The following is a 1595-nucleotide window of genomic DNA, read 5'->3' as shown; positions in this document are numbered from 1 at the left end:
GGAAACAGCGGCAGCGGGAACAACGGCAGTCGCGGGCACACCGGTGGCCGGCGACCAGGAGACCGCGTCCGTGCTCGCGCACGCCGCGGACGGCGGGCGGATCACCGCCGACGAGGCGCTGCTGCTGTACACCAGGGCGCCGCTGCACGCGCTCGGACGGGCCGCCGACGCCGTCCGCCGTCGCCGCTTCCCGGACGACATCGTCACCTACATCATCGACAGGAACATCAACTACACGAACGTGTGCGTGACCGCCTGCCGGTTCTGCGCGTTCTACCGGGCGCCCGGCCACAAGGAGGGCTGGGTCCGCGACGTCGACGACATCCTCGCCAGATGCGGCGAGGCCGTCGAGCTGGGCGCGACCCAGATCATGCTCCAGGGCGGCCACCATCCCGGCTTCGGTATCGAGTGGTACGAGAACACCTTCGCCGCGATCAAGCGGGCCTACCCGCGGCTGGCCCTGCACTCGCTGGGCGCCAGCGAGGTCGTCCACATCGCCCGGACGTCCGGGCTGAGCTTCTCCGAGGTCATTGTCCGGCTGCGGGACGCCGGGCTCGACAGCTTCGCCGGCGCGGGCGCGGAGATCCTCACCGAGCGTCCCCGGCACGCGATCGCCCCGCTGAAGGAGCCCGGGCACGTGTGGCTGTCGGTGATGGAGACCGCCCACGGCCTCGGCCTCGAGTCGACCGCGACGTTCATGATGGGCACCGGGGAGACCAACGCCGAGCGCATCGAGCACCTGCGGATGATCCGTGACGTGCAGGACCGCACCGGTGGCTTCCGGTCGTTCATCCCGTGGACCTACCAGCCGGAGAACAACCACCTGCGCGGACGCACGCAGGCGTCGACCATCGAGTACCTGCGGCTGGTGGCGGTGGCCCGGCTGTTCTTCGACAACATCGCGCACCTGCAGGGCTCGTGGCTGACGACCGGCAAGGAGGTCGGCCAGCTCACCCTGCACATGGGCGCGGACGATCTGGGCTCGGTCATGCTGGAGGAGAACGTGGTCTCCTCGGCCGGCGCCCGGCACCGGACCAACCGGAGCGAGCTCATCCATCTCATCCGCGCGGCCGACCGGATCCCGGCGCAGCGCGACACCCTCTACCGGCACCTGGCCGTGCACCGCGATCCCGCACAGGACCCCGTGGACGACCGGGTGGCCTCGCACTTCTCCTCGACCGCCCTGCCGATCGTCGCCACCACATAGGCCGTCCCGCGGACGACAGGCCGTCCCGGACGACTAGAGCGCCGGCCAGGTAGCCATACGTATCCCTCCTGAACGGTGGCATGCTTCGATGGACGTCGGCCACCGGAGAAGATCGGCGTAATTTTGTCGTTGTGTACGCTTTTGCGGCCAAAAAGCGTACACAACGACAAACTCTTCTGGATCATGGCCTGTGCGGGTGGTCGTGGATGGGATCCGCGCGCTACTTGACCGGCGCTCTGGGCCGTCCCGAACGGGCAGTTCCCGAACGAAGCATCCCCGAGCCGGGCCGGGCCGAGCCGAGCCGGGCCGAGCCGGGCCGGACGGACCGTCCACCGAGCGGCTGGGAGAGCACGCGAGAGGACGGTGGCGTGCCCCGTGCCCCGTGCCC

General features: G+C 69.9%; 1 protein-coding gene. It reads left to right on the top strand.

Going from position 1 to position 1595, the window contains the following annotated elements; all coding sequences use genetic code 11:
* Positions 1–43 precede the first annotated feature (43 nt).
* Positions 44–1207, top strand: a complete 1164-nt coding sequence (gene mqnC / locus AC5LSR_RS23535) for a cyclic dehypoxanthinyl futalosine synthase (protein WP_250283276.1) — start codon at positions 44–46, stop codon at positions 1205–1207.
* Positions 1208–1595 lie beyond the last annotated feature (388 nt).

This window comes from Protofrankia sp. CiP1_Cm_nod4, assembly GCF_982290645.1.
Note: the sequence above shows the minus strand (reverse complement) of the source record. Positions and strands in the feature narration are given on the sequence as shown.